Source organism: Aquicoccus sp. (assembly GCF_041686535.1).
Lineage (GTDB): Bacteria > Pseudomonadota > Alphaproteobacteria > Rhodobacterales > Rhodobacteraceae > Aquicoccus.
Window position 1 is genome coordinate 1 of sequence record NZ_JAWLDS010000002.1, and the last position, 25,412, is coordinate 25,412.

24 protein-coding genes, 1 tRNA gene and 1 other RNA gene are annotated in these 25,412 nt (G+C 63.1%); 12 read left to right on the forward strand and 14 right to left on the reverse strand.

All coding sequences use genetic code 11. The features are described 5' to 3' along the window. Positions 1-320: 320 nt before the first annotated feature. On the reverse strand, positions 321-2,741 hold the full coding sequence (locus tag ACESL9_RS00735) for a YbcC family protein (protein WP_372674395.1): 2,421 nt from the start codon (positions 2,739-2,741) through the stop codon (positions 321-323). Between the two features lie 16 nt (positions 2,742-2,757). Beyond that, positions 2,758-4,200 (reverse strand): proton-conducting transporter membrane subunit, encoded by a 1,443-nt coding sequence (locus ACESL9_RS00740; protein ID WP_372674396.1) that lies wholly within the window; start codon positions 4,198-4,200, stop codon positions 2,758-2,760. Between the two features lie 201 nt (positions 4,201-4,401). Between ACESL9_RS00740 and ACESL9_RS00745 the strand changes: the two genes are divergently transcribed. Continuing rightward, positions 4,402-5,280 carry a LysR family transcriptional regulator gene (locus ACESL9_RS00745; RefSeq protein ID WP_372610518.1) on the forward strand — a complete coding sequence of 293 codons (879 nt, stop codon included), beginning with the start codon at positions 4,402-4,404 and terminating at the stop codon, positions 5,278-5,280. A gap of 161 nt (positions 5,281-5,441) precedes the next feature. Next, positions 5,442-5,564 (forward strand): helix-turn-helix domain-containing protein, encoded by a 123-nt coding sequence (locus tag ACESL9_RS00750; protein ID WP_372610711.1) that lies wholly within the window; start codon positions 5,442-5,444, stop codon positions 5,562-5,564. Positions 5,565-5,575: 11 nt separating this feature from the next. Here the strand turns inward: ACESL9_RS00750 and ACESL9_RS00755 are convergent. The 4 genes from ACESL9_RS00755 to ACESL9_RS00770 form a co-directional block, all read right to left on the reverse strand. After that, positions 5,576-5,651: transfer RNA gene (locus ACESL9_RS00755), tRNA-Thr, on the reverse strand. Positions 5,652-5,957: 306 nt separating this feature from the next. Continuing rightward, positions 5,958-7,064 (reverse strand): site-specific DNA-methyltransferase, encoded by a 1,107-nt coding sequence (locus tag ACESL9_RS00760; RefSeq protein WP_372674397.1) that lies wholly within the window; start codon positions 7,062-7,064, stop codon positions 5,958-5,960. Positions 7,065-7,154: 90 nt separating this feature from the next. Then, positions 7,155-7,787 (reverse strand): ribonuclease HII, encoded by a 633-nt coding sequence (locus ACESL9_RS00765; RefSeq protein WP_372610522.1) that lies wholly within the window; start codon positions 7,785-7,787, stop codon positions 7,155-7,157. Positions 7,788-7,889: 102 nt separating this feature from the next. Next, on the reverse strand, positions 7,890-8,360 hold the full coding sequence (locus ACESL9_RS00770) for a hypothetical protein (protein ID WP_372610524.1): 471 nt from the start codon (positions 8,358-8,360) through the stop codon (positions 7,890-7,892). Between the two features lie 175 nt (positions 8,361-8,535). On the opposite strand from ACESL9_RS00770, the gene ACESL9_RS00775 reads away from it, so the two are divergent. Beyond that, entirely contained in the window at positions 8,536-8,775 is a 240-nt protein-coding gene (locus ACESL9_RS00775; protein ID WP_372610526.1) for a hypothetical protein, read from the forward strand. 2 nt (positions 8,776-8,777) lie between these two features. Further along, the gene (locus tag ACESL9_RS00780; protein WP_372610528.1) at positions 8,778-9,497 is read left to right on the forward strand and encodes a helix-turn-helix domain-containing protein; all 720 of its coding nucleotides are present in this window, start codon (positions 8,778-8,780) and stop codon (positions 9,495-9,497) included. 30 nt (positions 9,498-9,527) lie between these two features. Here ACESL9_RS00780 and ACESL9_RS00785 read toward each other — a convergent pair whose 3' ends face one another. The 3 genes from ACESL9_RS00785 to ACESL9_RS00795 all read right to left on the reverse strand — a co-directional run bounded on the left by ACESL9_RS00785 (position 9,528) and on the right by ACESL9_RS00795 (position 11,880). Next, entirely contained in the window at positions 9,528-10,082 is a 555-nt protein-coding gene (locus ACESL9_RS00785) for an NADPH-dependent FMN reductase (protein WP_372610530.1), read from the reverse strand. Positions 10,083-10,235: 153 nt separating this feature from the next. Continuing rightward, positions 10,236-10,907: an OmpA family protein gene (locus ACESL9_RS00790; protein WP_372610532.1), complete on the reverse strand. Its 672-nt coding sequence runs from the start codon at positions 10,905-10,907 to the stop codon at positions 10,236-10,238. 136 nt (positions 10,908-11,043) lie between these two features. After that, a complete protein-coding gene (locus tag ACESL9_RS00795; RefSeq protein WP_372610534.1) occupies positions 11,044-11,880 on the reverse strand; it encodes a methylated-DNA--[protein]-cysteine S-methyltransferase in 837 nt (278 codons plus the stop codon). Positions 11,881-12,057: 177 nt separating this feature from the next. Between ACESL9_RS00795 and ACESL9_RS00800 the strand changes: the two genes are divergently transcribed. The 3 genes from ACESL9_RS00800 to ACESL9_RS00810 all read left to right on the forward strand — a co-directional run bounded on the left by ACESL9_RS00800 (position 12,058) and on the right by ACESL9_RS00810 (position 14,192). Beyond that, a complete protein-coding gene (locus ACESL9_RS00800) occupies positions 12,058-12,489 on the forward strand; it encodes a hypothetical protein (RefSeq protein WP_372610535.1) in 432 nt (143 codons plus the stop codon). Between the two features lie 78 nt (positions 12,490-12,567). After that, positions 12,568-13,212, forward strand: coding sequence for an endonuclease III (gene nth / locus ACESL9_RS00805; RefSeq protein ID WP_372674398.1), 645 nt, complete (start codon positions 12,568-12,570; stop codon positions 13,210-13,212). Further along, positions 13,209-14,192 carry an adenosine kinase gene (locus ACESL9_RS00810; protein WP_372674399.1) on the forward strand — a complete coding sequence of 328 codons (984 nt, stop codon included), beginning with the start codon at positions 13,209-13,211 and terminating at the stop codon, positions 14,190-14,192. The genes nth and ACESL9_RS00810 overlap by 4 nt, the downstream gene beginning before the upstream one ends. Positions 14,193-14,306: 114 nt before the next feature. Here the strand turns inward: ACESL9_RS00810 and ACESL9_RS00815 are convergent, their stop codons facing one another. From ACESL9_RS00815 to ACESL9_RS00830, 4 genes are all read right to left on the reverse strand, one after another. After that, complete coding sequence (locus ACESL9_RS00815; protein WP_372610541.1) at positions 14,307-15,074, reverse strand: slipin family protein; 768 nt, start codon at positions 15,072-15,074, stop codon at positions 14,307-14,309. A gap of 34 nt (positions 15,075-15,108) precedes the next feature. Continuing rightward, complete coding sequence (locus ACESL9_RS00820; protein WP_372610543.1) at positions 15,109-16,590, reverse strand: NfeD family protein; 1,482 nt, start codon at positions 16,588-16,590, stop codon at positions 15,109-15,111. Between the two features lie 241 nt (positions 16,591-16,831). Continuing rightward, an RNA gene (gene ffs / locus ACESL9_RS00825) (signal recognition particle sRNA small type) lies at positions 16,832-16,930 on the reverse strand. A 44-nt stretch (positions 16,931-16,974) separates the two neighbouring features. Next, a complete protein-coding gene (locus ACESL9_RS00830; RefSeq protein ID WP_372610545.1) occupies positions 16,975-18,849 on the reverse strand; it encodes a bifunctional 2',3'-cyclic-nucleotide 2'-phosphodiesterase/3'-nucleotidase in 1,875 nt (624 codons plus the stop codon). 248 nt (positions 18,850-19,097) lie between these two features. On the opposite strand from ACESL9_RS00830, the gene nudC reads away from it, so the two are divergent. Both nudC and ACESL9_RS00840 read left to right on the forward strand, forming a co-directional pair. Then, positions 19,098-20,063, forward strand: a complete 966-nt coding sequence (gene nudC, locus ACESL9_RS00835) for an NAD(+) diphosphatase (protein WP_372610547.1) — start codon at positions 19,098-19,100, stop codon at positions 20,061-20,063. Between the two features lie 29 nt (positions 20,064-20,092). Then, positions 20,093-20,563, forward strand: coding sequence for an SRPBCC family protein (locus ACESL9_RS00840; RefSeq protein WP_372610549.1), 471 nt, complete (start codon positions 20,093-20,095; stop codon positions 20,561-20,563). 54 nt (positions 20,564-20,617) lie between these two features. Here ACESL9_RS00840 and ACESL9_RS00845 read toward each other — a convergent pair whose 3' ends face one another. Then, entirely contained in the window at positions 20,618-21,448 is an 831-nt protein-coding gene (locus tag ACESL9_RS00845; RefSeq protein ID WP_372610551.1) for a prephenate dehydratase, read from the reverse strand. A gap of 123 nt (positions 21,449-21,571) precedes the next feature. On the opposite strand from ACESL9_RS00845, the gene ACESL9_RS00850 reads away from it, so the two are divergent. From ACESL9_RS00850 to ACESL9_RS00860, 3 genes are all read left to right on the forward strand, one after another. Next, positions 21,572-22,099, forward strand: coding sequence for a c-type cytochrome (locus ACESL9_RS00850; RefSeq protein WP_372610553.1), 528 nt, complete (start codon positions 21,572-21,574; stop codon positions 22,097-22,099). 205 nt (positions 22,100-22,304) lie between these two features. Then, positions 22,305-24,236 (forward strand): extracellular solute-binding protein, encoded by a 1,932-nt coding sequence (locus tag ACESL9_RS00855; RefSeq protein ID WP_372610713.1) that lies wholly within the window; start codon positions 22,305-22,307, stop codon positions 24,234-24,236. Between the two features lie 7 nt (positions 24,237-24,243). Further along, positions 24,244-25,356: a microcin C ABC transporter permease YejB gene (locus tag ACESL9_RS00860; protein ID WP_372610555.1), complete on the forward strand. Its 1,113-nt coding sequence runs from the start codon at positions 24,244-24,246 to the stop codon at positions 25,354-25,356. Positions 25,357-25,412 lie beyond the last annotated feature (56 nt).

A 25,412-nucleotide genomic window follows, 5' to 3' on the forward strand; every position in this document is an offset into this window, starting at 1 on the left:
CTTCGCAATGACGCGTTGGGAAAAGGTTTTGCGCAGATCCTGTTGTCGATGCCGGTGACCGTGCCAAAAACATTGATGGAGCCTGCGGAATGAGCTGCTGTGACTGGATACCGGAGATAACAGCATCCGAAATCGCCGGAAACCGCGCAGGTATTCTGGCGCTTGTCGGCCCCGTTTGAATGAGAAAGGCACGCTGATCCCGAAGTCCCGCACGTTGTAAGTCCAGCACGGGAAGTCGTCGCGCCCGGTGCTGTCGTTGCGAAAGCACGCCCCTGGCGCGGGCGCCGGGTGCGACACGCGCACCCGGCGTGCACATTCTTCTATGGTCGCGGCCGGGTGATCCCCGTCAATCGTGACACGCCCTGGTCAGATGGATCGCGCATACTGAAGCGTTCCCAGGTCAGGCCGCGGCGGTAACGTGCCGAGACCTGCCCATCTTTCAGCGCGAACAGATGCAGCCATCCATTGTCGAAAAGGTCTCGCACATGGTCATGCTTGCGCAGGATCTCGGTGATCGCTTCGGTCGGGGCCTCGATCAAAACGGACAACCGAAGTGCTTCATGAGCGGGGCGCTCGCCGTCATGCACCGCTTGCCAAGGCAGACCGGGCCGCAACAGGCCACCATTACCCTGGACCACGCCGATTCCGCCGACGACGTTATGGATCAGCTTGTTGCCACTTCCGAACACGCGCGGCGCCACCGTAGAGCCATAGTATTGCAGGCTGATCCAGCTTGCCACGACCACCGGGGCGGTCAGGATCAGTTCCAGCGTGTCAAAGCCGTCATCCGCCGTCCAGTCATATGTGTGCAGGAAGGCGCGCCCCTTGAGGTCGCGTCCTGCGGTCGCGCTGCGCGGCGCGGCGATGAAGGCGCTGCAATTTGCAAGGCCCCACTCGGGTCGCACCTCGGACCAGTCCGTGGCGCGCCGCGCGAGATCATGGCCATGCACAGCGGGCAGGCGGATCGCACGCTCGGCCTTGGCCTGGGCTCCGGCGGCAGCCAGCCAGACTTCGGCCCGGGCGATATCATGGGCGTGATCGGGCGCGGGCGCGTCGAGATAGAGCGTCACCTCGTCGGTCACCGTATCGTGCAGGCCCGCGACAAAGAGTGTATCGGAGGGCAAGGACAGCCCCAACTCCGGCAACCCGGCACGCGTTTCCGGGTCATTCAGCAGCCTCGCAAGGAGTCTGGATGAGATTTCGCCGGTCTGACCGCTGCAGGCACCGCAGTGATAGGCGCTTTGATGGGGGTTATTGCGCAGTTGTGCACCATGCCCGATCAGCAGGACAAGTCGGGCATGTCTCTCTGTCATGCTCATTGCTCTCAGCACTCCCGCCGCTGTCTGCGCTTTCCGATCCGCGGTCAATTCCCCCTCGAGCCGTGGCAACGGTGCCGGCATCTGCCGCTTTGGTCCAAGCGCAAGCGCTTCGCGCACAAGCTTTACGCCATATGCCGGGCCGGCGGCTTCGACAAAGGCAAAGGAGGACACTGCCGCCTGCCGGAACCGGCCCCAGGCGCGCTTGGCGCGGGCGGAGATCCGGATGGCTGTCTCCGCGCTTTCGTCACCATGGCTGGTTGATGTCAGCGCGGGGTTCAGAAGGGCGGGCAAATGCGACTGCAGCTCGTCCGTTCCTTGCGGCCGGTGCGCGACGGGCAGGCCAAAGAACCCCGCGAAGCCCACGGTCTCGATACCGGTATCCTGCGCCTCGAGGGCCCGGCGAAAGACTTCGGAGCGCACGTCGATACAAAAGGCCGCCTGCATCTCGGCCCGGTCCGAGTGTGTCGCGGCATCGCTCAGCCGCGATGCCAGCTTGCGCTGATGTGCCCGCTCGGCGGCATCTTGCAGGATCGCGTCAAGCACTTGATCCGGCGTTGGCTCGAGCGGCGCAGCATGGTCGGCCACGGTGGCCTGCCATTCCTCTGCCACATCCGGACAATGGTCGAGGAACGCCTCCTCCCAGATGAGACGTATCGCGAGTAGATCGGTCAATGTCGTGTCGGTATCACCTGCCAACTCGGCCTGCCACAAGAGCCAGCGCGCGTGCTGTGGCCAGCCGCCCAGATCGACGAGCAAACGGTGGAATGCCGTCTCGGCGGCTGCAGGTGTCAGCCCCAGCCTTTCGGATGCGCGCAGGGTCGCGCGCTCGGCAGTATCTGGGGCCTCCGCGACATGCGCCGAAAAGCCGGTCAGACCGGCAATTTCCGGCGTCAGGTCATGCGTGGCCCATTCTCGCCAGGCGGCGAAGGCTCCCTGGCCGGGTCGCGGCGTCCAGAGTGCCTGCCCCCTATCGAAATGCCCTGCCGCCCAAAGGCCGAAACTGCGCGCGAGAATGGCAGGCCAATCGGTGCCGGTTCTGCCGGCCGCCAGTTCCGCCACCGTGGGAAGCGCGTCGATCACGGGGCTTTCGGCCTTCATCTGCGCCTTGAGCAGGGCCAGATCGCAGGGCTTGACCGGAGAGGTCGAGGCGATCAGCGCGACGGCCAGATCGTCGTCGGTGATCTCGCCAGCGGCCACCTGCGCGACAAGCGCAGCGCGCGGCTGGGTCAGCCTTGCGCCGGCCACACGGCCGAGCCGGGCGGACGCCATGGGCAAGTCCTCGCCCGCCTGGCCAAGAAAGGGGTTGACCGCGACGGTCGCATCCAGCGGGAAGGCGGGCGGTATGGCACGCGCAGCTGCTTCGGCCGAAGCAAGCAACTGCGAGGCGAGGGATGGGGCAATCTGGGTGTGTTTTAGGAACATGAAAGACTCTCCCGGATCAGGATCTTCTGGGTGCCCGGAAGCCATTGATCAGGCGGTCCAGGAGTGCGTTGATGTAAAGGCCGTTTGCGAGATGTACGCGCAATCCGGCGGTTGCGGGGTGATGTGCCCATAGAGGAAACAGCGCCTGGGCAAATGCCACCAGGCCAAAGGACAGGACCGTCAGTACGATCAGTGCCCATTCCAGAGAACCGGCGACCGGGGTGGCCGGCAGGGCAGGGCCCCAGATCGCGAGCGCGATGACCTGAAAGCCGAAATAGGCAAGCGCTGCACCGACTGAGGCCGTGATCGTCCGCCATGTCAAAGCGCCGGGTGCGTCGTCGGCGAGTCCCTGGGCAATCAGGTAGGAGACCCCGAAGATCAGAATTGCGCCAAGTGCCAGCGCCTGCGGGGACTTTTCGCCCACCAGAACGGTGAAGCCTGCTGCCACGATTCCGTAGAGCAACAGCGCAAGGGCAAAGGACTGAGCCACTGCGCCCACACTGGGTACCGCAACCGGCCCCGGCTTGCGGATGGCATTGACTGCGTCCACCGCCCCGCCGGACGCCAGGAAGGCATGCGCCTTGTAAAGCGAATGTGCGACAATATGCAGAAGTGCCAGTGCCCATAGCCCGAGCCCGCATTGCAGCAGCATGAAGCCCATCTGCGCAACGGTCGACCAGGCCAGCGCGGTCTTGACCGCGCTTTGCGTCAACATGACCAGCGCGCCGAACAACGCGCTGAACCCGCCGATGATGACCAGCACTGCCATGGCCCAGGGGCTGAGCTCTACGAGGCCGGCCAACGTGATCAGAAGGACACCACCCGAGTTGACTATGCCGGCATGAAGCAGGGCCGAGACAGGCGTCGGGGCCTCCATCACCTCGGTCAGCCAGCCATGGACCGGAAAGGCGGCTGTTTTCAATGCCGCGGCCAGGACGAGAAATCCGATTGCGATCTGCGACAATGCCGACAGGCGATCCGCGCCGGCGAGTTCACTTATGTTGACAGTGCCCAGGCTCAGCCACAACAAGACCGAGGCGAGGATCAAGGCGACATCGCCTGCCCCCCAGATCTGACTGAACTTTTTGGCGGCGCGCTGTGCTTCGGCCCGGTCGGGATAGAAGAGCAGGAGTTGTCGGAGTACGACACCGGTTGCCACAAAGCTTGCAGCCAGAACCGGAAGGCTGGCAGCCTGCACAAGGACGAGGACGAGCGCGACAGCCGTGAGGGTCAGGCCATGGAACCGGCCCTCCCTTTCCTCGCCATCAAGATAGCGGCGCGCATAGCGGGTCACGATCCAACCGACAAAGGAGACCAGAAGCGCGAGCGTTGCACTGATCGGATCCATCCGCATGACCGCGATGTCGCCCAGGGCCAGAAGCCCCGGCCCTGAAATCCAAAGCTGACCGAGGCCGGCAATGCCGAGGCCGAGGGCGGAGACGCTTGCGATTTGGGCCAAGGCGAGCAGACGACCCGGTCGACGGCCGGGGTGCAAGACAAACAAGAGCGCTGTTGCCAGCAACAGAATCGGGGCAAGGGAAGTCAATGGAATGTTCGACATGATTGGCTCCGGGTTTGGGATCATGCAAAGCGATTTAGGGCTTGCGAGACTTATATAAAAATACATATATTATTAAAAACCATTCAATATAATAGAACAGTGGCGCAACTGAACCTCCATCATCTTCGGCTTTTCCGTGCCGTTGCTCGCGACGGCACGCTGACCGGGGCGGCGCGCGGTCTGAACCTTTCGCAGTCCGCGCTTTCAACTCAGCTGCGCACGCTGGAAACCGCTCTGGGGCAGGATCTTTTCGAACGCCGCGGGCGCGGGCTCGTGCTGACCGAAGCGGGCCGTATCGCCCTTGACCATGCCGAAGCGATCTTTCGCACCGCTGACGACCTTGCCGCCACGCTGCGCGAAACAGGCCGTGCCCGGCGGGCGCTGCGCGTGGGGGCGCTTGCCACCTTGTCGCGCAATCTTCAGGTGCAGTTTCTGCGTCCGCTGATCGGACGCGCGGATGTCGAAGTCATCCTCCGCTCGGGTTCGCAGGATGAGCTGTTGCGCGGGCTCGACGGGCTGGCCCTCGACATCGTGCTGACCAATCTTGCCCCGGCGAGGGATGCGGCCAGCCAATGGCTGGTTCACCGGATCGACGAGCAGCCCGTGGGCTTGATCGGCACGCCCGATCGTCTGGGGCGGACAGCGCGTTCGTTGAAAGACCTGCTGGTTGCGCATCCGCTCATCGTGCCCACACGCGAGACCGGCCTGCGTGCTGCTTTCGATGCGTTGGCGGCGCGGCTTGAGGTGACGCCGATCCTGGCGGCCGAAGTCGACGACATGGCGATGATCCGGCTTCTGGCTCGGGAAGATGCAGGGCTGGCGATCATTCCGCCGATCGTCGTGCGCGACGAGCTTCAGACGGGCGCCTTGATCGAGGCGGCAAGGCTGGATGGAATCAGCGAAACCTTTTTCGCCGTCACTCAGCAGCGGCGTTTCCCCAATCCCTTGATTGCAGAAGTCTTGCAAAGCCGAACATAGAACCCGGCCGACGGCAGACGTCTCTCGCGTTACCCGGCGATGTATGCGTTTCGCACCGTGATGCCGCCGCATGTACCAAGTGAGGTGTCGAAAGGAATGCCTTCGGCCGGCTTGTTCAATCCCGGTTATCCCGTGCCGAATCGACCGGACAAACCTGTGACCTGCATCGCCTCCATGTCAGCGCCGTTGAGCACGACATTCGAAACCCAACAGCCCTCATCGTCGCCAAGCTCGCGAACGCGCTGGGCGTAGAGCCGTTGAAGTTATTGGACTTAAATGATTAATTTGAGAAGAATGGTGCCGGTGATAGGACTCGAACCTACGACCCCATCATTACGAATGACGTGCTCTACCAGCTGAGCTACACCGGCTAAACGGGCCGAAACTGGGTCCGACCTGTTCCATCTTCCCGCCGAACCCATCGAATCTGTACGTCCGGGTCAAGCCAGCCCGCAAAGCGGGAGGACCTGACTCTGACGGCTTGACGAGCGCAGCGAAACCGAGCGACCGTTTAACCCTTCGATGTTCAACGCGCAAGCTGAAATCGGATTGGGAAATCGCGGCCGCCGGGGCGCCGTTTTCCCCGGCTGCCAGGGGCGCGGCCGGGACGCGCGGGCGAAAAACTTGCGTGGTCGAGCCGCGGCCCGAGCGAGGTGTGCCGGTCCTGTGCCTCGCGTTCAGCCACTCATTTCCGCGCGGATCTGTTGGCGGAAGATGTCGATGGGCACGCTTTTGCCGTCGCGCCGGATGCACCAGTAGGTCCAGCCATTGCAGGAGGGCGCGCCTTCGAGATGGGCGCCGACCTGGTGGATCGAGCCCTTGATGCCGTCACCGACCAACGTGCCGTCGGCGCGCACCTTGGCCTTGTAGCGGTTGTTCATCGAATAAAGCTCTTCGCCCGGGCGCAACATGCCGCGTTCGACAAGCTGCCCGAAGGGCACGCGCGGCTCGGCCCGTTTGGAAGCGGTGACTTCGAGCGCGGATTTGTCGAACCTGCGGATTTTCGACAGGCGGCGTTCGGCGACGCGGCGATAGCTTTCCTCGCGTTCGATGCCGATGAAATCGCGGCCCAGCATCTTGGCCACGGCGCCGGTGGTGCCCGTGCCGAAGAACGGGTCGAGCACCACGTCACCGGGGTTGCTGGTGCCGACCAGGATGCGATGCAACAACGCCTCGGGCTTCTGGGTGGGGTGGGCCTTTTCGCCGTTCTCGTCCTTGAGCCGCTCGCCGCCATTGCAGATCGGGATCACCCAGTCGGAGCGCATTTGAATGCCATCGTTGAGTGCCTTCAGCGCCTCGTAGTTGAACGTGTATTTCGCGCCTTCCGACTTGCTGGCCCAGATCAGGGTTTCATGGGCATTGGTAAAGCGTTTGCCGCGGAAATTGGGCATCGGGTTGGATTTGCGCCATACGACGTCGTTGAGAATCCAGTAACCCTGGTTCTGAAGCTCGACCCCCATGCGAAACACGTTGTGATAGGAACCGATCACCCAGAGCGCACCATCGGGTTTCAGAAGTCGGCGCGCGGCCTTGAGCCATTCCGCGGTGAAGGTGTCATAGACCTTGAAGCTGTCGAACCGGTCCCAATGGTCGTCGACCGCATCGACACGGGAATTGTCGGGGCGGTGCAGGTCGCCGCGCAATTGCAGGTTATAGGGCGGGTCGGCGAAAATCAGGTCGATGGAATTGGCCGGCAAGGCGTTCATCGCCTTGATGCAGTCGCCATCGATAATCGTATTGAGCGGGAGCTTGGCTGCGCCCTTCGCATTCTTGATCGTTGTCATTTTCTGCCTCTGTCCCCGGTGCCTTGGCGCACGCGTTATTCGACGTCAAAGATGAGTCAGAGGCGATTCGTCGTCAATTTCTTTTTTGAATCAGTCACTTACATTTTTCTGTTGCCACAATATATTGTGGACCGGTTTGAAGGATCGTCTATGGTGTGGGGTGATCCCGATATTTTGAAGCGCCAATCTGTGGCTTTTCGACGGGTATCCGGCGTTGGTCTCCCAGCCGTAACCGGGGAAGTGTTGCGCCAAATCCCGCATGACGTGATCGCGCCTGATTTTCGCCACGATCGAGGCCGCCGCGATCGACAGCGAACGGGCATCGCCCTTGATCACGGGTTCGGCGGAACGGGCAAGGTCGCGAGGGATCAGGTTGCCGTCGATCAGGCAGTGATCGGGCGGCGCGGAGAGCCCATCGATGGCGCGTATCATGGCCAGGTGCGAGGCGCGAAGGATGTTGAGTTCGTCGATCTCCGCGACGCTGGCCTGCCCGATCGAGACTTCGGCCGAGGCCAGGATCGCGGTGCTGAGCACGGCGCGGCGCTTGCCGGTGAGCTTCTTGGAGTCGTTGAGCCCTGGAGGGATGCGCGCGGGGTCAAGCACGACGGCCGCGGCAACGACCGGCCCGGCCAGCGGGCCGCGCCCGACTTCGTCCACGCCTGCAATGCGCGCGAACCCGCGTGCCATGGCGCTTTGTTCAAAGGTGAAATCGGGCGCTGTCATGGGCCTTGGAAACACCAAACCGGGCGCAGGGGCAAGCCCTGCGCCCGGTCCTCTTGTCCTCGGGCCGCGCGGGATTTGGCGCCCAGGGCCTGCACTTCGTGTTCAGCGCGTGCCGTGGCGGCGCACGCGGTCAGGCAGCGGGCGGGGCCGAATCTGGCTGTAGCCGTGGCTGTGGCGGCGGTTGTCGCGCAGAGCTTCGCGTCTCGCCTCGCGGCGAAATTCTTCGCGCCTCTCTTCGTAGCGTTTTTGCCGCAGGTATTCCTGACGCCGTGCTTCCTCGCGCTTGGCGCGCAGGATGGCCTGTTGACGGGCCTGTTCATAGGTCCTGTCGATCCGGGCCTGTCCGCGGTCATGGGGACGATGGACATGGCCGTGAGGGCGGTGGCTGCGTGTGACGACCTTTGGCTTGTGACGATCGTTGTTGTCGCTGATTGCCTTGCCGATGATGACGAGGGCCGTTGCCCCGGCAAGGAAACGCGCGAGGTCGCGGTTGCCCGCCTCGGCCTGGGCGGCGGTAAATCCCGTGATGGCGATGGCGCCGGCGACGATGGTCGCGATGAACTTGCGTGACATGGGAACGGTCCTTTCGTGTTGCAGTCCGTGAGCGGGGAGCGCTCGCACTTTCGATGGTTCGACATTGGAAAGGACCGTGACAGACAGGCAATAACGCCGTGCGGTTATCGAATAACAGGGCAATACAGGACCGGGGGATATTGAATATCGACGAAAGCTCGCGCATCGTCGGCGCATGAAACAGATCACACGCATCACTGTGCCGGCCCTCGTGCTGGTGCTGGGCGCAACGGGCGCGCAAGCCGCCTGTTTCGTCGAATACAAGGCCAAGCGTGACAATCCGCTTGAGCTCTTTCACGATACGGTCGAGGTCGGCGGTGATTGCAGTACAGAAGATGCGACCGCGCGCGTGCGCGAGCGCCTGGCCCGAGAGGGGCTGACGCTGCTCAAGGTGCTGTCGGTCAGGAAAGACTAGCGATGCAGGACGAAGAAACAGGCGACAAGCCGGTGACGGCACTCGAGTCGCGCCGGGCCGGGCAGCGGGTGGTTACATTCGGTGTTCTGGCCATCGTGGTCGTGCTGACCATGACGGCGGTGTTCCTGTTCCTGTCGCTGCCGGATGCGAATGCGTTCAATGCCCGGGTCGAGCAAATCTTCGTGGAAAACGATGCGCTGACTTCGGATGCGGAAATCAAGTTGCTGGAAATCCTGGCCCTGTCGGGCACGGCGTTTTCCGAAACGCTGACCTCCTACCGGGTGGTGATCTTCGTGCTGCTGGTCTTTGCCACGGCGCTTCTGGTGGCGGCGCTGGTGTTCCTGGTCATGCTGGTGGTGATGAATCGCCGCATGGCGCAGATCGAGCGGGCGGGGATCCAGGTCAGTTCCCTGTTGATCTCGCGGGCCGAGAACACGGTCTATCTCAACAACCTCGGGTTCAGGCTGACCGATGCGGCGATGGAGACGCTGAGCATCCTGGCCGAGGCCCGGATGGATGACGATGTTCTGAGCGGCAGCCAGATCGAGGCGATGATCTCGGGTCGCGACGCGGCCGATTGCGACGAAGCGGCGGGCGCAACCCGGATCAAGCGTTTGCGCGATACGCTGGGCAATCAGCTCGTCAGCGAACTGTTGGTCAAGAATGTCGCGCGGCGGGGTTATTTCCTTGCCATAAACAAGGACGTGATCCGCATGTTGTGATCGGGATACGAGAGGGATTCCCGGCCCTGGTCAGGCGGGTTGCCAGTCGGCAATCTCGGCGCGCAGGCTCTGCATCAGCGTATCGAGATTCTTCTCGTAAAGCTCGCCGGTCAGCCGGCCGTTCTCGTCGAACTGGTTGGCGCTGTCATGCAGCGCGATTTCGGGGCCCAGCAGAAGGCGCGGGCGAAAGGCGGTGAGGCAGGCGCGCAGCATGACCTGCGCGCGTTCGCCGCCGGCGCGCCCGGCGGCCGCCGACATGGTCGCCACCGGCTTGTCCTTCCACGGGTTGCCCTTGGTGCGGCTGACCCAGTCGAGCGCGTTCTTGAGCACGCCGGTGACCCCCTTGTTATATTCCGGGGTCGAGATGATCACGGCATCCGCCGCAGCGATCTGATCGGACAATGTCTGGACCGCCTGCGGGATGCCGTTCGCATCCTCGGCATCGCCATCGTAAAGCGGAAAATCGAGATCGGCGATCGCGAATTCGGCCTCGCCGAACAGGCGCGCGGCCTCGTTGAGAAGCTTGCGGTTGGTCGAGTCCGCGCGCAACGCGCCGCAGATGCCGAGGAGGACGGGTCTGGTCATGTTCGAGCCTTTTTTGATCAACTGTCCCGGTCACATAGGCCCCGCCGGAAGGCGGGACAAGGTCGCGAATCCGCAGGCTGCCTGTGTGCAATGCAACAGCCCCGCCGGTCGGGGCGGGGCTGTTGTCCTGTTTGACGGGACAGAGGCTGCGTGTCAGGCGGCAGGATCGGGCAGGATCACGATTTCGACACGCCGGTTCTGTTGGCGTCCCTCCGGCGTAAGGTTCGAGGCGACGGGCTGATCCTCGCCGCGCCCGACGGACTGGATGCGGCCCGAACTGACACCTTGATCGATGAGCACCGACGCGACGGATTGTGCGCGCCGCGTGGACAGGTTCTGATTATACTCTGCGTCACCCTCGCTGTCGGTATGACCCAAAACCTGCACCGTCGAATCGGGATAGGCATTGAGGTTTTCCGCCACGGCGCGGAGGTCGCGCACAAGGTCGGAACGCAGCGTGGCGCTGTCGGTGGCAAAGAGGATATCCTGGGGCAGGGTCACGACCAGCTGGTCGCCGGTATTGTTGATCTCAACGTCATCGCCCGTGGCATTGCGCAGGTCGCGTTCCTGGCGGTCGAGGATGGAACCGCCGACGACGCCCGCCGCGGCCCCGGCCACGGCCCCGGTCATGGCCCCGCGCCCGCGGTTGCCGTCGCCCGCCACGATGGCGCCAAGGGCGGCCCCCAGACCGGCCCCCATCAGCGCGCCTTGCTTGGTGTTGCGGTTGGGGTCGTCGGTGCCGACATAGGACGGATCGGTGCAGGCCGTGGTGGTGGCCAGCGCAGCGCCCGACAGGGCGAGAATTATCTTGTTTGCTCGTTTCATGGGCTCTGCCTCGTGATGATGATGGTGCGGCCTTGCCGCTTGATCAGGCGCAATATACGGCAGGGACGGCGCCGACCCAAGCGCAGATCGTTGCGAAACCGGCGGCAAGCCGCGCATTTTCATGGGATCCCCTCGGTCACGCCTCGGCCCGGGCACTTTCCCAGGCCAGCATCGCACGCTTGACCGGAAGGCCCCAGTGATACCCGCCCAGGGCGCCCGATTTCCTGAGCGCGCGGTGGCAGGGAATGAGCCAGGAAACCGGGTTGCGGCCAACCGCGGTGCCAACAGCCCGTACGGCGTTGGGATTGCCGATCGCGCCCGCGATTTCGGAATAGGTGGTGACCTGACCCGAAGGAATCTGCAAGAGCGCCTCCCAGACCTTGATCTGGAACGGCGCTCCGATCATGTGGAGCCGGGTCTCGCCATTCCGGGTGAAGGCCGCGTCGACCAGCGGTTCGAGCGTTGCCGGGTCTTCGACAAAGCTCGCCTTTGGCCAGCGCGCGCGCATGTCCTGCATCGCCACCTGCCGACCGGTTTCGGCAGCCAGGGCCAGCCCGCAGATCCCCTTGTCGGTTCCCATCACCAGGGCTGGGCCGAATGGGCTGTCGAACCAGCCCCAGAAGACGGTGAGACCTTCGCCACGGCGGGCGAATTCGCCGGGGCTCATCGCTTCCCAGCGGATGAAGAGATCATGCAACCGGCCCGAGCCCGAGAGCCCCAGAGAGTGCGAAACCTGAAGCGTGGTCATGTGGTCTGTCAGCATCCGCTTGGCCTGGCCCAGTTGCAGATACTGCTGGTAGCGTTTGGGTGAAACGCCGACCCATTTCGAGAAAATCCGCTGGAAATGGGCGGGGCTTATCTGCATGCGGGCGGCCAGATCGTCGAGGGAGATCGGCCCGTCGGCGGAATCGAGCAGGTCGAGCGCGCGGCGCATGACCTGGTAGTGATAGCTTGAATTTGGGTTGGCGTTCATGCGCTGTCCTCTGGCTTCGCGTCGAGAATAAGCCGCCAGGCCGGCCCGTGCGACCCGGATTGTGCGGAATTGCGCCGTCAGCCATGGGCGCGTCGGATTATCGCATGGCAAAGACATATGCAGGATGTAGGTTCATATTCGAACGCGCGAATGTCACTTTTCCCATTGGAGTTCGAGATGAAGAAAATTCTCACCGCAGCATTCCTGGCGCTTGGTCTTGCAGGCCCTGCCCTGGCGGACGGGCACGACAAGCTTGTGACGGTTGTCACTGCGGATGAACCGCAGGTGCAACTGATGTCGATGGTTCTGACCCATCAGGCCATCGACAAGGGGCATGCCTCACATATCCTTCTGTGCGGCCCGGGGGGTGATATCGCTCTCAAGGACGCGCCCGAAAGCGCGACCGCGCCGCAGCCGCCCCGCGACGCAAGCCCGCAGGGCCTGTTGCAGGCCGCGATCAAGAAAGGCGCGACCGTCGAGGTTTGCGCGATCTATCTTCCGGGCATGGGTGCGGATGAATCCGTTCTGATCGACGGTGTGGGCGTGGCCGAGCCACCGGCGATGGCCGATGCGATGGTCGATGACGACAGCATCGTCTGGTCGTTCTGAGACTGAAACACCGGCGGGGGGCCATTCGGCCCTTCGCCTGCCCTTGCCCTCGGGCACCGGGGCGGGCATAGCTTTGTCATGGCAAGGCAGCTCGATTATCACACGATCCGCGAGATTTTCACCCGCTTTCAGGCGGCCGAACCCGAGCCAAAGGGTGAACTTCACCACGTGAACGCCTATACGCTCCTGGTGGCGGTGGCGCTTTCGGCCCAGGCGACGGATGCCGGTGTCAACAAGGCGACGCGTGAGCTGTTCAAACATGCTGACACCCCCGAAAAGATGCTGGCGTTGGGCGAAGAGGGGCTGATCGCTCATATCAAGACCATCGGGCTTTACCGCAACAAGGCCAGGAACGTGATGAAGATGGCGCGCATCCTGGCCGATGAGTATGGCGGAGAAGTGCCCAACAGCCGCGCCGCGCTTCAGGCGTTGCCGGGGGTCGGACGCAAGACGGCGAATGTCGTGCTCAACATGTGGTGGCACTATCCGGCGCAGGCAGTGGACACTCATATCTTTCGCGTCGGCAACCGTACCGGCATCTGCCCCGGCAAGGATGTCGTGGCGGTCGAGCGGGCCATAGAAGACAATATCCCGGTGGATTTCCAGCAACATGCACATCACTGGCTGATCCTGCACGGGCGTTATGTCTGCGTGGCGCGCAAGCCCAAATGCGGGGCCTGCCTGATCCGTGATTTGTGCCAATACGAGGAGAAGAATCTTTGACAAGCTACAAGGTGGTCGGCATCGGCAATGCGATCGTCGACGTGATTTCGCAATGCGACGACGGATTCCTGTCGCGGATGGGAATCGAAAAGGGCGTGATGCAACTGGTCGAGCAGGACCGGGGCGAGTTCCTTTATGCGCAGATGGAGAATCGCTGGCAGGCACCGGGCGGGTCGGTGGCCAACACGATCGCGGGATTGGGCAGCCTTGGCCTGGCGACCGGGTTCATCGGCCGGGTGCATGATGATGATCTCGGCCGCTTCTATGCCAGCGAGATGAAAAATGGCGGCACCGATTTCGTCAATCCGCCGGTTGAGGGCGGGGAATTGCCGACATCGCGCAGCATGATCTTTGTGAGCCCGGATGGCGAGCGATCGATGAACACCTATCTGGGTATCTCCGCCGAACTGGGCCCCGAGGACGTGGATGCGCGCGTGGCCGGGCAGGCCGAGATCCTGTTTCTCGAGGGCTACCTTTATGACAAGCCCAAGGGCAAGGCGGCATTCGAGGCCGCGGCGCGGGCCTGTCGGGCGGGCGGCGGCAAGGCGGGTATCGCCCTTTCCGATCCGTTCTGCGTGGACCGCCACAGGGAGGATTTTCGCAAGCTGGTCCGGGAACTGGATTACGTCATCGGCAATCAGCATGAATGGGAAGCGCTGTACCAGACCGATCTGAGCACGGCGCTGGAACAGGCGGCGGCGGACTCCGGCCTCGTGGTGTGCACGCGTTCGGGGCATGACGTGGTCCTGGTGCGCGGGGCGGAAGAGGCGGTGGTGCCGGTGGACGAGATCGTGCCGGTCGACGCGACCGGAGCAGGCGATCAGTTTGCTGCCGGCTTCCTTTACGGGCTGGCCACAGGCGCGAGTCTTGAGGTTTCAGGGCGGATGGGGTGTATCGCCGCTGCCGAAGTGATCTCGCATTATGGTGCGCGACCCGAACGCGATGTGATGGCGCTCTTCCGCGAGGCCGGCCTCGCTTGAAGCCCGTTCCCAACACGTGGCCACGCCGGCCGCATGTTGGGGGCTTCATGTTGTCTCCAATGTTACGCATCGCGGCACAGGTCACCGTGTGGATGCGGAATGGATGGGCCAGGGTCAGCCGTCCTTCTTCAGACCCGGAACCATTCCTGCCAGTTCCATGGGAAACGGGAAGACAATGGTCGAACTCTTGTCACCGGCGATGAAGTTGAGCGAGCTGAGATAACGAAGCTGCATCGCGCCGGGGTCCTGGGCCATGATCTCGGCCGCCTCCAGAAGCTTCTGAGCCGCCTGCTGCTCGCCCTCGGCGTTGATGATCTTTGCACGGCGCTCGCGCTCTGCCTCGGCCTGCCGCGCGATGGCTCGGATCATCGACTCGGCGATGTCGACATGCTTGATCTCGACATTGGCGACCTTGATCCCCCAGGTCTCGGTCTGGGAGTCGAGAATCTCCTGGATGTCGTCATTGAGCTTGTCGCGGTCGGCCAGCATCTCGTCGAGCTCGTGCTTGCCCAGAACGGCGCGCAGCGTCGTCTGCGCCAGTTCCGACGTGGCGGACATGAAGTTCTCCACCTGGATCGTCGCCTTTTCGGCGTCGAGGACGCGGAAATAGATCACGGCCGAGACGTTGACCGACACGTTGTCCTTGGAAATCACGTCCTGCTTGGGCACGTCGAGCACGATCGTGCGCAGATCGACCCGGACCAGTTGCTGGATGCCCGGGATCAGGATGATCAACCCCGGCCCCTTGGTGCCGGTGAATCGGCCAAGCGTGAAGACGACCGCGCGTTCGTATTCGCGCAGGATCTTGATCGCCGAGGCCAGAAAGGCGATCAGGAAAATCGCAAGCAGGCCGTAAAAGCCCAGATCGTAAAAGATATCCATCATTTTCTCCATTGCTCGGGAGGGACGCGGCGGATCAGCCCGCCCGCTCCAGCGGTTTCACTTCGACCACGAGGCCAGTCACCTTGCGCACCCGCACCATGTCATCGGGGGCCAGATCGCGCGGGCCGCGTGCTTTCCATCGTTCTCCGTGCAGCCAGACATGCCCGGTTTCGCCCTGCCAGTCGGTCACCCGTGCCTCGGCGTCCACGAGTTCTTCGCTCCCGCTCACGACCCGGGCCCGGAAGGAACCGGCCGTGAGGTAAACCACGAGATAGGTTGCGACCAAACCGGCAACCGCCGTTGCCGCGATAAGAGGTTCGGACACTGCGATACCCTCCACATCCGTATCCACCAGGATCACCGCCCCGGTCACAAGCGCCACCGTTCCGCCAATACCCAGGATACCGAAGGAGGGCGCGAACGCCTCGGCCACGATCAGCCCGAGCCCCAGCAGGATCAGCCCGGCCCCGGCCCAATTGAGCGGCAAGAGCGCCAGAGAATAGAGCCCCATGATCAGGCTGATGCCGCCGACGGTGCCGGGCACCAGCGCGCCGGGGTTGAGAAACTCGAAGATCAGCCCGTAAATGCCCACGAGCATCAGTATCAGCGCGACATTCGGGTTGGTGATGATCGAAAGCAGCTCCGTGCGCCAGTCGGGCTCGACATGCTCAAGCGAAAGCCCCTCGGTGTCCAGCGTGATTTCGCTGCCGTCGGACATCTTGACCACCATGCCGTCGGCCTGGGCGAGCAGATCGTCGAGGTTTTCGGCCACGAAGTCGATCACGCCCTGTTCGGCGGCCTCCGTGGCGCTCAGGCTCTCGGCACGTCGAACGGCGCCTTCGGCCCAATCGGCGTTTCGGTCGCGCAGCTCGGCAAGGCCGCGAATATACGCCACCGCGTCGTTGACTGCCTTGGATTCGGCGGCGGTGCCTGGCGTGAACTCCTCCGGGTCCTCGTCGTCGTTGCGCGCGGCGCCCTCGCCGTCGGCGCCATTGCCCTCCGCGTCGTCGGCCTGGAGCTGAAAGGGCATCGGGCTGTCCTCGCCATCGTCGTCGCCGCCACCTCCGCCGCCGATCGCAACCGGTGTCGCCGCGCCGAGATTGGTCGCCGGTGCCATCGCGGCGACATGGCTGGCATACATGATATAGGTGCCTGCACTCGCCGCACGTGCGCCGCGCGGGCTGACATAGCTTGCCACCGGCACCGGCGAGGCGAGGATCGCGCGGATGATCTCGCGCATCGAGGAATCCAGCCCGCCCGGCGTGTCCATTCGCAAGATCACGAGCGGCAGGTCGCGCGCGGCTGCGTCATCGAGCGCACGGGTGATGTAGTCGGCCGATGCCGGGCTCACCGCCCCGTCGAATTCCAGCACCATCGCGGGCGCGCCCGTCTGCGGTGACTGTGCCGAAAGCCCGAACGCCCCCAACAGCAGCGCCAGCGCGAACAGGCCTCGTGCACGCAACATGCGCCAGAGCGCGCCGAGCCGTCCGTGAAGATTGCGGTGATGCTGTGCCATGCGAACGGTTCCCTTCGGCACTCACTCAAGCCCCGGTATTCCCCGGGTGTCCAGCGGGTCTAGCTCAGGGTGGCCTGATTTTGCCGAGGGATCAAGCGCACCATTTCATGCCCTGGCTGGACTCACCATGTTGCCGAACTCGCCTGCCGGCCCATGATCCCCTGCAACCATGTCCGGCACCTTCTAACCGACATGCCCCCCCTGTTTCAGGGGGCATCGCCGCTTTGGCAGGGTTGGGGTAGGGTGAGAGGCTGGACAACGACCCAAGCGGGGCTCGTTACGGCTGCTTCCTTCCGGACCTGACCGGGTTGGCGAGGCGCTTGCCCGCGCCAACCTCTCAACGCGTCATATAGGCAGTCGGCGGAAGATTCGCAAGCAGGGGTGTCAAATCGTCAGGCAAAGCTGCATGAAGCCTTCGGGCGTATCGCCCAGATCCGCGACCGGTGGCAATCGTGGATAATCGAGATAGGCGCGCGCTTTCGGCGATGTCGCGACAGTGGCATGCACGCCGCCAAGCGGCCTGAAGGTCCAGGTGGGTGCGACCTCGTCGTCAAGCGGGCTTTGACTGGTGAAGTGGCGGTGCAGGATGTCGCGCGTCCAGACGGGGCTTTCGAACACGATCTCGGGTACTGGGTCATATCCCTGTTCCGCAGGAAAGCCGATGCCATGGGCGCGAAAGCCATTGGTGGCGACGACAAACTCCATGTCGTCGGTCACGCGTTCCCCATTCCAGCGAAGATTGCGGATGCGGCAAGCCCCGTGATCGGCCAAAATGCCGTTTTCGTCGAACCGGGCCGGGCGCGAAATGTCGATTTCATAGCTTACGCCATGGATCACGTCGAACTTGTAGCCCGGAAACCCGTCGCGCAGCAGGGGTTGAGGTGCCAGGGCGTCCGGATCAAGCCGTGAGAACAAGCTGGCGCTGTGTTCGAGCCAGTGTCGAAGGGCCCGGCCGGTGACGCGCAGGGCACAGAACGGGTTGGGAAAAATGTAGAGATCGGCAATGCCTTGAAGGGTCACGGGGCCGGGCGGTACATGCGTGAAGTGATCAACCCCGGCTCTTCGCCCGGTCTTGAACGGAGCCGCAGCCGAGAGAAGCGGCAGTCGGGCAAGCTCGGTGCCATGAATTGCCTCGCGCAAGAACGCCGCCTGTGCCCGCGCCACGAGTTGCAGGGCGGCATCATTGGCGAAAAGCGAAAAGAAGCTGTGCAGCGGGCCACGGGTTTCACCAACCGGTTCACGGATACGGGCAAGCGTTGCCTCATGAGTGGGCCGGGTGATGGAGAGTATCGCATGGTCCTCTGCAACGGGCCGCGTGGCTGGCGCCGCTGTGGTCGCGACAAGACTGGATGCGGCCTGTTTCACCCGCCAGCCCGCACCCGCCACCTGTTCAAGCGTCATCTCGATCAGGCCCAGATGACTGCCCCAGAACCCGCTCATAACCACGGGCGTGCCGTGAACCATGCCGGTTCCCACGTCGATCGTGGGATCCGTGACGGCGATCGGCCCGGGAAATCGCGCATGTGTGTGCCCCCCGAGAACCGCATCCACGCCATCAAGCGCGGCCAGTTGCAGAACGGTGTTCTCGGTCGCTGCGCGATCCCCGGTCTCAAGCCCGCTATGGGCGAGGATGATCACCAGATCACACCCATTGCCGCGCATGATGGCCACCTCTTGCCGGACCGCATCGACCATTTCGCGTATCTGGAAATCCGCGGCGAGGTGATGGTCCCATTCAAGGGTTTGCGGTGGCAGGCAGCCGGTGACGCCGATCCGCAGATCATGCATCGCGCCTTGCATGTCGCGAAAGCGCCGTTCGAGGATGCGGTGCCGGTCGAACGCGGTCGGGCCAGGGTTCGCTCCGGGGCCGATGTGGTGCAGGTTGCAGCACAGGAAGGGAAAGCGCGCAGTGGCGATGCTGTCGAACAGGAAATCGGCCCCATAGTCGAAATCATGATTGCCCGGCGCCGCGGCGTCATAGCACAGGCTGTTCATCGCCGCGATCATCGGATGTGCCCCGGTCGTGCCGAGTTCTCGCCTGGCGATCAGATCACAGGTGACCGTGCCCTGAAGCGTGTCACCGCAATCGAACAGGAGGGTGTTGGGCCGTTCGCGCCGAACCTCGTGGACCAGCGTGGCAACGCGGGCAAGCCCGCCCGTGTCGCAGGGCTCGCCGGAAAGATAGTCGTAATCACGCAGTTTTCCATGCAGATCCGTGGTTTGCATGATCGTGAGCGCGAGGTCCGCAGGTCTGGACACGGGCGGTTCTGGGTGTTTCACGGCTTGGCCATGGCTTTCGGTTGGGGATTGCGGCGCGACGTGACTGCCTGCCTGTCGATGCGGGTTCAGGATAGGGGAGCGATTGCAGGTCTTCAATTCATTCGGGCGAATAAATCCCTGTCCTTCAACCACTGGGCGTATCCGCCGCATCGCGCGGCGTCGGGCCGGCGCGCGATTGCGTGCCCGATGCAAACATGCGACATCCCATCGCAAAGGGAGGGGCAGGGATGCGACTTGCGGAAACGGTGACATTCGGGGGGTCCGGTCTCGATCGGGCGGCGGATTTGCGCGGCGATGCCGACGGGCTGGCCAGGGCGCGTCGCGATCCCGACAGTCGCGCGATCGTGATCTGGCGCAGCAAGCCACTCTTCTCGGGCGCGGCGCGCGAGACCCTCGTGCGCGTACCGCTCGATCATCCGGTCCTGATCGGTGCCAGCGAGATGATTTTCCTCGGGCGCGAAGAGAACACGGCACTTTTCGGCGCCGATATCTCGCACTGGGAGCCGGGCGAGATCGACGCAGAGGCGCTGGCCGCGTTCTTCGACCCCAGCGAGCAGGTCCATCCCAAGGCCCCCGAGGGCAGCGCCTTTTGCGAGTTGCGCGCCGTGATGGCGCGGATCGATCCACGCGATGCGGAACTGGCGGCGACAGCCAAGGCGATCCTGAGCTGGCACAGAAGCCACAGGTTCTGTGCCAAATGCGGACATGAAAGCGAGATGATCATGGCCGGGTGGCAGCGATCTTGCCCGGGCTGCGGCGCCCAGCATTTCCCGCGCACCGACCCGGTGGTGATTATGCTGATCACGCGCGGCAACAAGGTGCTGATGGGGCGCAGCCACGGCTGGCCCGAGGGCATGTATTCGCTGCTGGCGGGATTCGTCGAACCGGGCGAGACGATCGAGGCCGCGGTGCGCCGCGAGGTCGAGGAGGAGGCGTCGATCAAGGTCGGGCGCGTCGACTACCTGTCCTCGCAGCCCTGGCCCTATCCCAGTTCGCTGATGATCGGCTGCCGCGGCGAGGCGCTGAGCGACGAGATCACGATCGATCCGGTCGAGATCGAAACCGCGCAATGGGTTACCCGCGAAGAAATCGCCGATTCCTTTTCGGGGCAAAACCCCCGGATCAAGCCGGCCCGAAAAGGGGCGATTGCGCATTTCCTGCTGTGGAACTGGCTTGCGGATCGTCTCGATTGAGGTGACACTGGAAAAAACGGCAGGCGTCCATGATTTTCACGACCAAGGAAGATATCGAAGCCCCGCGAGAGCATGTCTTTGCCGCCGTGTCGGATTTCGACAGGTTCGAGCGGCAGGCGCTGCGGCGCGGGGCCGAGATCTCGCGGTTGGACTCGCAGACCGAGCCGGGCCTCGGCATGATGTGGCACATTGCATTTCGGTTTCGTGGCAAGCGGCGCGAAATCCAGATCGAGCTGGTGGAATATGATCCGCCCAACCGCATGGTGTTCGAAAGCCGCTCGCCCAACATGGACGGCCAGATGATTGTCGATCTGGTCGCGCTTTCGCCGCATCGCACGCGGCTGGGGCTCGAGATCGAGTTGAAACCAACGACCCTTGCGGCGCGCTTGCTGGTGCAGTCGATGAAACTGGCCAAGGGGAACCTGAACAAGCGGTTCAAGATTCGCGTGGCCGAATATGCCAAGGCGACGGAAGAGAGCTACCGGTCACGCATGGCCTGACCCGGCGTTCGGGGCGATTGCTTTGCGAGACTTCCGCGCCAGGCGTTGCGTCGATCAGCGCACGCGGTCGGCCGGATAGACGCCCATGATCTCCAGATGCGAGGTGAAATAGCCCAGCTCGTCCAGCGCGCGCTTGACCGCCGGGTCATCCGGGTGACCGTCGATGTCGGCCCAGAAACGGGTGGCGGTGAACGAGCCGTCGACCATGTAGCTTTCGAGCTTGGTCATGTTCACCCCGTTGGTGGCGAACCCGCCCATCGCCTTGTAAAGCGCAGCGGGAATGTTGCGCACCTCGAAAACAAAGCTGGTCATCATGCCTAGCTCGCCCCGCGGGGTATAGTCGGGCTCGCGCGCCATGATGACAAAACGGGTGGTGTTGTGGCCGTTATCCTCGATATTGCGGGCCAGCACGTCCAGCCCGTAGATTTCGCCCGCAAGAGCCGATGCCAGGACGCCCTCGCCCGGGGTCTTGAGCTGGGCGAGTTCGGCGGCCGCGCCGGCACTGTCGGCGGCGGCGACGCCCTTGATTCCGTGCTGCTTGAGAAACATCGCCGATTGCGGCAGCAGTACGAGATGCGCCCGCACGGTGTGTATATGCTCGATTCGCGTGCCGGGATTGGCCAGCAGGCAGATGCGCACGCGGACAAAGGATTCGCCAACGATGTGCAATCCGCTTTCGGGCAACAGTCGGTGAATGTCGGCAACGCGGCCATAGGTCGTGTTCTCGACCGGAAGCATGGCGAGATCGGCCCGACCGTCGCGGACCGCGCCGATCACCTCTTCGAACGTATGGCAGGGCAGCGCCTCGAGCTCGGGGCGGGCGGCATGGCAGGCTTCGTGTGAATAGGCGCCCGGCTCTCCCTGAAAGGCGATCCGCTGTGTCATTTTTCCTGCTTTCCTGTCGATTTACGACCAAAAGGGCGATTGGTCGCGGAAACTACACCTTGCTTTGCCCGAGGGGAAGCGGATAGATACGCGCCGAAGCGAGATCAATTCGGAAGCGGGCACATGTTTGACACGATGACATCCACCAAGATAATCGGCGCCTTCTGTGGGGCGCTTCTGGTGTTCATGCTGGGAAAATGGGCGGCGGAAGAGCTTTATGCAACCGGCGGCGGACATGGTGGTGACGACCATGCGGCAGGCTATGTCATTGCCGTGGACGAAGGCGATGATGCAAGCGCCGAAGCCGACGATGAGCCGACTTTCGAAGAGCTGTTGGCATCGGCCGACCCGGACAAGGGTGAGCGCGTTTTTGCCAAGTGCCGCGCCTGTCACATGATGGACGAAGGTGAGCATGGCACCGGCCCGTCGCTTTACGCCGTGGTCGGACGCGAGGTCGGCGGTGTGGATGGCTTCGGGGGCTATTCCGGCAACCTCGAACAGATCGGCGATACCTGGACGCCCGAGAATCTTGATGCTTTCCTCGAAAATCCGCGCACCGCGACGCCCGGCACATCGATGAGCTTTGCTGGACTCGGCAAGGCCGAGGATCGCGCCAACCTGATCGCCTATCTCGATACCTTCGGCGACTGAATCGACCGGAAATCAAGCAACGGCCGTCATCCTCGTGGGTGGCGGCCGTTTTCCTTGACACCCTCACGTCCTGTTGACGCATTCGCAACTTGAACATGCCCGCCCCTGACCGTTAGCGTGGATCAGGCGGTTTGCCGGTGCGAGGACGGGCCGTTGCAGGCAAGGCAGAGAGGGAGACGGAATGAGACACGCGGGCTCAGCAGAGATGAAATCCGGCAAGGCACGGGCCCATGCGGCCTCTGCGGCGGCGTTCCAGGCCCGTTCCGCCGCGCGCCTGATGACGGTGCTTTTGACTATTGCGATTCTTGCGCTCGCCGCGTGGCCGTTGCGCGCCGAAGATGACGGGATCATCCGCAGCCATGGCTATTCCTATTTCGGGGAGCTGAAATACCCCGCCGATTTCGAGCATTTCGATTATGTGAACCCCGATGCGCCCAAGGGGGGCGTGATGAAGCGTTATTCTCTGGGCACGTTCGATTCGCTCAACCCCTACACCCGCAAGGGACGGGCCAACGGCACCTTGATCTGGATGACCTATGAATCGCTTCTCGGGGCGGGGCCCGCGGATGCCTATGGCGAGAATTACGGACTTCTGGCCGAGAGCCTCGAATATGACGAAGACAAGACATGGGTGATCTTCCACATGCGCCCCGAGGCAGAGTTTTCGGACGGCACGCCGGTCACGGCGCATGACGTGGTGTTCTCGCACGAGCTGTTTCTCGAACAGGGCCTGCCATCCTATTCCATCGCGGTGGCCAAGCGGGTGCTGAGCGCCGAGGCGCTCGATGATCACACGGTCAAGTTCACCTTTGCCGAGGGCATTTCCCGCCGGAGCCTGATCGATCAGGTCGGTGGCACTCCGGTTTTCCCCCGCAAATGGTTCGAGGAAACCGGCGCGCGGCTCGATGAGTCGCGGCTGGCCCATCCGCCGGGTTCGGGGCCTTATGTTCTCGAAGATCATGAGGTGAACCGCCGCGTGGTTTATCGCCGCAACCCCGATTACTGGGGCAGGGATCTGCCGATCAACCGGGGACGGCACAATTTCGACGAGATCCGCGTCGAGTATTTTGCCGACGATTCCGCCGCGTTCGAGGCGTTCAAGGCGGGTGAATACACGTTCCGCGAAGAGACCGACCCCAAGAAATGGGCGACGAGTTACGATTTCCCTGCAGTGGAGCGGGGCAATGTCAAGGTTGTCGAACTGCCAGACGGCTCGCCGCCGACGCCGACCGGGCTCGTCTTCAACCTGCGGCGCGACAAGTTTTCCGATCCGAAACTGCGCGAGGCGATCGCGCTGGCGTTCAATTTCGAATGGACCAACGCATCGCTGCAATATGACCTTTATGCACAGCGCCATTCCTTCGTGCAGAATGCCCCGCACGAGGCCGAGGGCGTGCCGGAAGGCGCCGAGCGCGCGCTTCTGGAAAGCCTCGGCGATCTGGTGCCGCGAGAGGTGCTCGAGGAACCCGCGGTGATGGCGCACGAATCGCAAGGCGATCGGCAGACCGACCGGCGCAACCTGCGTCGTGCGATGCGGCTTCTGGACGAGGCGGGGTGGGTCGTGGGTGATGACGGGATGCGGCGCAATGCCGAGGGCGAGCCGCTGACCATCGACTTTCCGATTCCGTCGAGCTTTCCCTCGACGCTGAGTGCGGCGATCGAGGTGTTTGCCAAGAATCTCAAGCGAATGGGGATAGATGCGCAGGTCAATTCCATCGACTCGGCGCAATACACGCTGCTCGAGCGCGATTTCGATTATGACATGATCTATGACTCCTATATCCCGTTCCTGGAGGCCGGCACCGGCCTGCATCAGCGTTACGGTTCGGCCGAGGCCGAGATCAGCGTGTTCAACCCCGCCGGACTGGCCAGCCCGCTGGTCGACCGGATCATCGACACCGCGCTTGAATCAGAGAGCCTCGAGGAAGAGCAGACCGCGCTCATGGCGCTGGACCGGGTTCTGCGTCATGAGCGGTTCATGGTGCCGACATGGTTCAAGGACAAACACTGGCTGAGCTACTGGGACATGTACGAACATCCCGATCCCCTGCCACCCTTTGATGTCGGGGTGTTGGATTTCTGGTGGGTGGACCCCGAGAAGGCCGAGGCTCTCAAGGCTTCGGGCGCGCTGAGGTAGGGACGGCATGGGCGCCTATTTCCTTCGGCGGTTGTTGCTGATCGTTCCCACGCTTTTCGGGATCATGGTCATCAATTTCACGCTTGTTCAGTTCGTCCCGGGTGGCCCGGTCGAGCAGGTGCTGGCACAGGTCCAGGGCCGTGGCGACGTGTTCTCGGGTTTTGCCGGTGGCGGCGATCAGGCCGGCAGTTCAGAGCTTGTGGGCGACGATTTCTTTGTAGGGTCCGGGAACGATTCGCAGTATGCCGGTGCCCGTGGCCTGCCCAAGGAGTTCATCGAACAGCTCGAGCGTGAATTCGGCTTCGACAAGCCGCCGCTTGAGCGGTTCCTTGGCATGGTGTGGAACTACATGCGGTTCGATTTCGGCGAAAGTTATTTCCGCTCGATCAGCGTGATCGACCTCGTTCTCGAAAAGATGCCGGTGTCGATCACGCTCGGCCTCTGGTCAACGCTGATTGCCTATCTGGTTTCGATCCCGCTCGGCATTCGCAAGGCCGTGCGAGACGGGAGCAAGTTCGACACCTGGACCAGCGGCGCGATCATCGTGGCCTATGCGATCCCCGGATTCCTGTTTGCCATCCTGCTCCTCGTGCTGTTCGCCGGCGGATCCTACTGGCAGATCTTTCCCCTGCGCGGGCTGACCAGTGACAACTGGAGCGAGCTGAGCCTGATCGGCAAGGTGCTGGATTATTTCTGGCACATCACCCTGCCGGTTCTGGCCTCGACCATTTCGGCCTTTGCGACGCTCACGCTTCTGACCAAGAACAGCTTTCTCGACGAGATCAAGAAGCACTATGTCATGACCGCCCGTGCCAAGGGGCTGAGCGAGGGGCGCGTGCTATACGGCCATGTTTTCCGCAACGCGATGCTGATCGTGATCGCGGGCTTCCCGGCGGTTTTCATCGGGGTGTTCTTCGGCGGCTCGCTGATCATCGAGACGATCTTCTCGCTCGACGGTCTCGGGCGGCTCGGGTTCGAAGCGGCAGTGGCGCGCGATTATCCGGTGATGTTCGGCACGCTCTTCATATTCGGCCTGATCGGCCTCATCGTCGGTATCCTCAGTGACGCGATGTATGTGCTTGTCGATCCGCGAATCGACTTCGAGCGGAGGGAGGGCTGATGCGGTTCCTTTTCAAGCGGTATCAGATTTCGCTGCCTCTCGCCTTCGGCTCGAAC